Origin of the sequence: Bacteroides sp. AF20-13LB (assembly GCF_003603065.1) — a bacterium.
GTDB classification, from domain to species: Bacteria; Bacteroidota; Bacteroidia; order Bacteroidales; family Bacteroidaceae; genus Bacteroides; species Bacteroides uniformis.
Map to the genome: position 1 here is coordinate 1 of NZ_QTMH01000035.1, position 6,220 is coordinate 6,220.

The window sequence follows — 6,220 nt, forward strand, 5'->3', positions numbered from 1 at the left end:
AATGTTTTAAGGGGGCAGAATCGCTTGGTTTTAGGGGGCAGCTTACACTGGATTTTCCACCACCCATATAATAGGTGAAAGCAAACAAATCTATGGGTAGGCGCATAAATCTGTTGTCTGTCTGATATTGCAACACTCTGTTTATGTCTTCTTTGCTCAATGCTCTTTTGGCTGTCTCTTGATTCAACTTGGATACTTTGTATTTTTTGAAAGGGTAGTGTTCCGCTTTTACCATATCCTCTTGTATGGCATAATTATAGATGGTGCGCAATGTTCTGAATCGTATGCCGATGGTATTCTCCGCAAGTCCGTTGTTTCTAAGCCATGTCTCGTATTTCTTTAGCCAAGCAACATCTATATCTGTGAAATGAATATTCAGGTGTTTATTGTACTTGATGAGTGAATTGTACACTTGCTTAACGGAAAGCATATATCCACGTCTGTTTTCTTCTTGAAGAAGTCGGAGATACTCCTTAAATGCTTCTTCTACTGTTTTCGGTTTAACTGAATTAGAAATTTGCTCATTCAAAGTATTGGCTGTAAATAACTTATCTTCTGATTTTAGTTTAACTATTTCCGTTTCGTACTCTTTTTTCTTGTTAGCTATGAGTATGTTAATATGCTCTCTGTTAGGGCAATTCGATTTTGGAACATTCTTTTCAAAGTTCCAATGTTCCGTTTTTACAGACACGCCAAGACTGACATACTTCTTTTTGCCATCCTTGCAGATACGAATCATAAGCGGATGTTCACCATTACTAAGAGTTTTTGACTTGTAACACAATACATTAACCGTTGTAGCCATATTGATTTCCGGTTTAACTCTTGGTTTAACTCCGATAGTGAAAAGCGGCTAAAACTATGGAAGAACGGGGTAATATATAAAGAAAAAAGCAGCTACTTTAATTAGTAACTGCCTGATAATTAATCTTTTAAAAGTGGTGCCACCAGGAATCGAACCGGGGACACAAGGATTTTCAGTCCTTTGCTCTACCAACTGAGCTATGGCACCATGTTTATCTCTTTTGCGGTTGCAAAGGTAGTGAAACTTTTGGACTATGCAATAGCTTTCATAATAAAAAACGCTGATAATTGGCTATATGGCTAATTATCAGCGTTTATGATTTGAGAAAAAATACTGAAAAAGTTTTATAGTTATGCTTTTTCCGCTTCTTCTTCCTTCAAAGGATTCCATCCTTGTGCTTTGAGTTCAAACTCTTGACCGTCACGGGTAATTAGGGCGCAGCCTAATTCCGGTTTGGTGATATGGCCAATCAGCTTGACGCCTTCCATTTCGGCAACCTTTTCATGGTCGGCAATGGGGACGGTGAACAATAACTCATAATCCTCGCCTCCGTTCAGTGCACAAGTGCTCAGGTTCATATTGAATTCTTCTGCCATTACAGCCGTCTGATAGTCGATAGGAATATGTTCTTCGTAAACTCGGCAACCCACTTTGCTTTGGGTACAGATATGCAGTAATTCCGAAGAAAGGCCGTCCGATATATCCATCATGGAGGTGGGTTGTATACCTTCTTCTGCCAGTTTCTGAATGATGTCACGGCGTGCTTCGGGCTTCAGTTGACGTTCCAGAAGATACTCCTTCCCCGAGAAGTCCGGTTGCAAGTCTTTGTCACCTCCTTTGAGCACCGCCTTTTCGCGTTCCAAAAGCTGTAGTCCCATGTAGGCGGCACCCAAGTCGCCGCTGACGCAAATCAGGTCGGTTTCGCGGGCACCATTGCGGTAGACCACTTTTCCTTTCTCACCCTCGCCTATGCAGGTGATGCTGATGGTAAGCCCGGTATAGGAAGCGGAGGTGTCTCCTCCCACGATGTCAACATCATATTCTTCGCAAGCCAGGCGGATACCGGCATAGAGTTCCTCCATGTCTTCTATACTGAAACGCTTGGATATGCCCAAGGAAACGGTAATCTGCTTCGGTGTGCCGTTCATGGCATAGATATCAGAGAAATTGATTACGGCCGATTTATACCCCAAATGCTTGAGCGGTACATACACAAGGTCGAAATGGACGCCTTCCATCAGCAAGTCGGTAGTAACGAGCACTTCCTTTTCGGCCGGGTAGGAGAGGACGGCGGCATCATCTCCGACACCATATCGGCTCGACTCGTTCTTTAGTTCAATGCCTTCGGTGAGGTGTCGGATGAGGCCGAATTCACCGAGGGTAGCTATTTCTGTTCTCATGCTTTCTTATGCTCTATTAATCAGTTCACGCATAATCTCTGTCATTCTCGGTTGCGCCTCGTCCGCAGCTTTCTGCACTTCTTCGTGAGAGACTTCTACGATTTTACCTTCTACCCCCAAGTCTGTAATGACAGATACGCCGAACACTTTGATTCCGCAATGATTTGCCACGATGACTTCCGGCACGGTGGACATGCCCACTGCATCGGCACCCAGAATATGGAACATCTTGTATTCCGCAGGTGTTTCGAATGTGGGACCTTGCGTACCGATATAGACACCGTGCTGAACCTTGATGCCCTTTTCTGCCGCAATGGCGTCGGCCTTACGAATCAGCTCTTTGTCATAAGCTTCGCTCATATCCGGGAAGCGAGGACCGTAAGGTATGTTTTTGCCACGCAATGGATGTTCGGGGAAGTAGTTTATATGGTCGGTGATAATCATCAGGTCACCGATCGCAAAATCCGGATTTGTGCCGCCACTGGCATTGGAAACGAATAAGGTCTTGATACCCAGTTCGCGCATTACACGTACCGGGAAGGTTACTTCCTTCATGGAATAGCCCTCGTAAAAATGGAAACGTCCCTGCATCGCCATGATGTCTTTATGGCCCAGTTTGCCGAAGATAAGTTTTCCGCTGTGTCCCTCTACGGTAGAGACGGGGAAATTGGGGATTTCTTCGTACCTTATCTCATACTTTTCAGTGATTTCACCGGCAAGACTGCCGAGTCCGGTACCGAGGATGATTGCTGTCTCAGGCTGGGTGTGCATCTTTCCCTTCAGAAAGGCTGCTGTTTCTTGAATGCGCTCTAACATAGCCAATAATGTTTTGGTTAAATATATATTGTTGATTTTGTAAGATTTCTATTTCTATCGGCAGCACGTAGATGTACGGCTTTAGTGTTTCGTCCAGTGCGGGATGGAGTTTCAACCTTGCCGCATCTTTCTCCGTGGTGATTATCAGTCTTTTCCACTCTTCCAGGTGCTGGAATTGTTCCTTTATTTGCAATAAATCCTTGGGAGTAAAGTCATGATGGTCATCAAATGCCAGCAATTTGACGTGTGGCGTGTAAGATTCCACTTCTTTCTGTAAGGGGGCGGGGGAGGCGATGCCTGTCACCAGCAGTACTTGCTCGTCTCCGGTGAGGGAGGAGAGCACTTTCCGGCTGTTCGTTTTCTCGGGAAATAGCGGTGTCAACATTCCATAGCGGAATCTGGAGAAATACAGTTGTTGGTATGGATAGAGGTGGAGCCGTTTAGCTATGATGTTGAAGTCTATCGGCTTGATATCATCCGGACATTTGGTAACGATGACCATCTGTGCCCGGTTTTTACCGCTTGAAGGTTCGCGGAGTCTTCCGGCAGGGAGCAAGGCATCATCGCACAGTAACCGGTGAAAATCAGTTAGTAGAATGTTCAGCCCAGCTTTTACATGGCGATGTTGGAAGGCATCGTCCAGGATGATGGCTTCTACAGTGGGATTTTCCAGTTTCAGCAGTTGCTCAATGCCGTGGCAACGGTTTTCGTCTACCGCTACCCGTGCATTGGGGAATTTATTTTTAATTTGATACGGCTCGTCACCTATTTGGCGTACATTGCTCTTGTCATCGGCCAATACATAGCCTCGGCTTTTACGCTTGTAACCCCGACTGAGGGTGGCTACATTTACTCCGTTTTTTTGTAATAGCTTTATCAGATATTCGGTATGTGGCGTCTTGCCAGTTCCGCCCACAGCAAGATTGCCCACGCATATTACTGGAACGTCAAAACTCTTTGACCGGAGCCAGCCCCAGTCAAAGAGTTTATTTCGCAAGCATACCCCTATCCCATAAAGCCATGATAGGGGATATAGCCAATGATATATCTTGATAAAGTTTTCCTCCATTTATTGAATATTCAGTTCAAAGGGGACACGTGCTTGTATACGGTCACATTTGTCAAAATTCTCCAGGACGCTGAACTGCTGGTATATCTCGCCCATTGTGCCTTTCAGCATACGTGCTTTGATGTAGTTACCCGGATTGGTGTTCATCAGACTTTCAAAGAAACTTTCCTTTTTCGGATAGCTCATCACGGTATAGGCATCTACTCCGGCCTTTGCAATGGCAATGTCCAAAGCTTTGTCCAAACCACCCAATTCGTCGACTAGTCCTAGTTCCTTGGCCTTGCTTCCGGTCCATACACGGCCTTGGGCAATTTTATCCAGGTCTTCCTTGCTGATGCCTCGGCCATCGGAGCAGCGGGTGAGGAAGAGGTCATATCCGTTGTTCACATACATTTGCATCAGCCCTTTTTCCCCGTCATTCATCGGGCGTGTCAGCATGCCGAAGTCTGCGTATTTATTGGTTTTCACTACATCAAAATTTACCCCGATTTTATCAGTCAGCCCCTTTGCGTTGGGGAACATGCCGAAGATGCCGATAGAACCCGTCAGTGTGGTAGGCTCGGCCACGATGGTGTCTGCATTACAAGAAATGTAGTAACCTCCTGAAGCTGCATAGTCACCCATGGAAACAATGACTGGTTTCTCTTTCTTCAATTCGCTGACGGCATACCATATCTGTTCTGAACCATAGGCGCTTCCGCCCGGTGAGTTTACGCGTAATACTACAGCTTTTACATCTTCGTCATCTTTCAGCTTGCGCAGGTCTTTAATCACCTTTTTAGAGTCGATGCCTTCTTCGCTGGAGGCAGAAGATGAACCACCGTCAATTTCTCCATAGGCATAGTATACGGCAATCACATTTCCACTTTTGTCTTTGGGAACATTCTTCTTTACGTTAATCATGTCCTGCAAACCAAGTACGGGCATGCGGTCGTCTTTGTCGATGCCTACCATCGCTTTCAGGTAGTTGCGCACATCATTCTTATATATTAATGTATCGACCAGTCCGCATTGCACACTTTCTTCTGCGGGATAGAACATCAACATGCGGTCGGCAATGGCGTTCAGTGAGTCTACAGATATTTTGCGTGATTCTGCAACATCATTGGTCACTTGTCCCCAGATGGAGGTCAGGTAAGCGTCGATTTGTTCACGGTTGGCAGGGCTCATTTCGGTAGAGATGAAAGGCTCTACAGCCGATTTGTAGGTACCTACTTTGAATATCTGTATTTCTACTCCGATTTTGGCCAGCAAATCCTTGAAGAACATGGGGGTAGCGGCCAAGCCCCTCCACTCGACCATACCTTGCGGGTTCAGCAACACCTTGTCGGCTACACTTGACAGATAATAAAGACCTTGGGAATAGCTGTCACCATAAGCCACGATGAATTTTCCCGATTCCTTGAAATCCTTCAATGCATTGCGTATTTCTTCGCGTGAAGCAAATCCTGCACCCAGCGAAGTCGCTTCTATATAGATACCTTTAATGTCGTCATTCTCTTTTGCTTTTTTGATAGAAGAGAGGATATCATCCAGGCCATAAGTCTTATAATTGTCTCCCATAAGGGCATCGAACGGATTGTCTTGGCTGCGTTCAGCCAGTGCACCATTCAAATCCAGCATCATAATGGAGTTTTTGCGTACTTGCGTTTCTGACTCCGAAGATGATACCATGCTGAAAACCACCAGAATACTGCTGAAAACTAAAACAACGACTGATACGATGATGCCGGTAATGGTGGCAAACGTAAATTTCAGAAAATCTTTCATTGCACTTTATTGTTTTTAGTATGCTAACTTTTAAAAGCTAACAAAGATAAATAATTAGGTTGATATTTACCCTATCTGTCGCTGAGTTTTTCGGTTTGTCACAGTATTATGGGAGATTTCATTCTCTTTTCTTTTATCTTTGAAGTATTTCATTTCGTTCTTTATGGATAGTTAGTTTCTAAAATGCCAGATATAATTGCTATCTCTTTACTTTCTGAGTCTGTTTCTCTAAAAACTAATCTTACCACAGCAGTGCTCTTTTCTTACCACAGCTGTGGAAAGAAAGAAACGCGGGTGTGGTAAGAAAGAAACATATCTGTAGTGAGAAAAGTTGTTCAGTAGTTCTCGTTTAGTATCCGG

At 44.6% G+C, this 6,220-nt stretch carries 5 protein-coding genes and 1 tRNA gene; all 6 read right to left on the minus strand.

Annotated elements, in window-relative coordinates; translation table 11 throughout:
- On the minus strand, positions 1–805 hold an 805-nt coding region (locus DWX62_RS21575), incomplete at its 3' end, for a phage integrase SAM-like domain and Arm DNA-binding domain-containing protein (RefSeq protein WP_207806032.1).
- Positions 806–939: 134 nt separating this feature from the next.
- Positions 940–1,012, minus strand: a tRNA-Phe gene (locus DWX62_RS21580).
- A gap of 143 nt (positions 1,013–1,155) precedes the next feature.
- Complete coding sequence (gene thiL / locus DWX62_RS21585) at positions 1,156–2,205, minus strand: thiamine-phosphate kinase (RefSeq protein WP_120173141.1); 1,050 nt, start codon at positions 2,203–2,205, stop codon at positions 1,156–1,158.
- Between the two features lie 6 nt (positions 2,206–2,211).
- Positions 2,212–3,021, minus strand: coding sequence for a purine-nucleoside phosphorylase (locus DWX62_RS21590; RefSeq protein WP_005835556.1), 810 nt, complete (start codon positions 3,019–3,021; stop codon positions 2,212–2,214).
- Positions 2,960–4,090, minus strand: coding sequence for a tetraacyldisaccharide 4'-kinase (gene lpxK / locus DWX62_RS21595; protein WP_009037013.1), 1,131 nt, complete (start codon positions 4,088–4,090; stop codon positions 2,960–2,962). The genes DWX62_RS21590 and lpxK overlap by 62 nt, the downstream gene beginning before the upstream one ends.
- Positions 4,091–5,860, minus strand: coding sequence for a signal peptide peptidase SppA (sppA, locus tag DWX62_RS21600; protein WP_120173142.1), 1,770 nt, complete (start codon positions 5,858–5,860; stop codon positions 4,091–4,093).
- Positions 5,861–6,220: the final 360 nt, after the last annotated feature.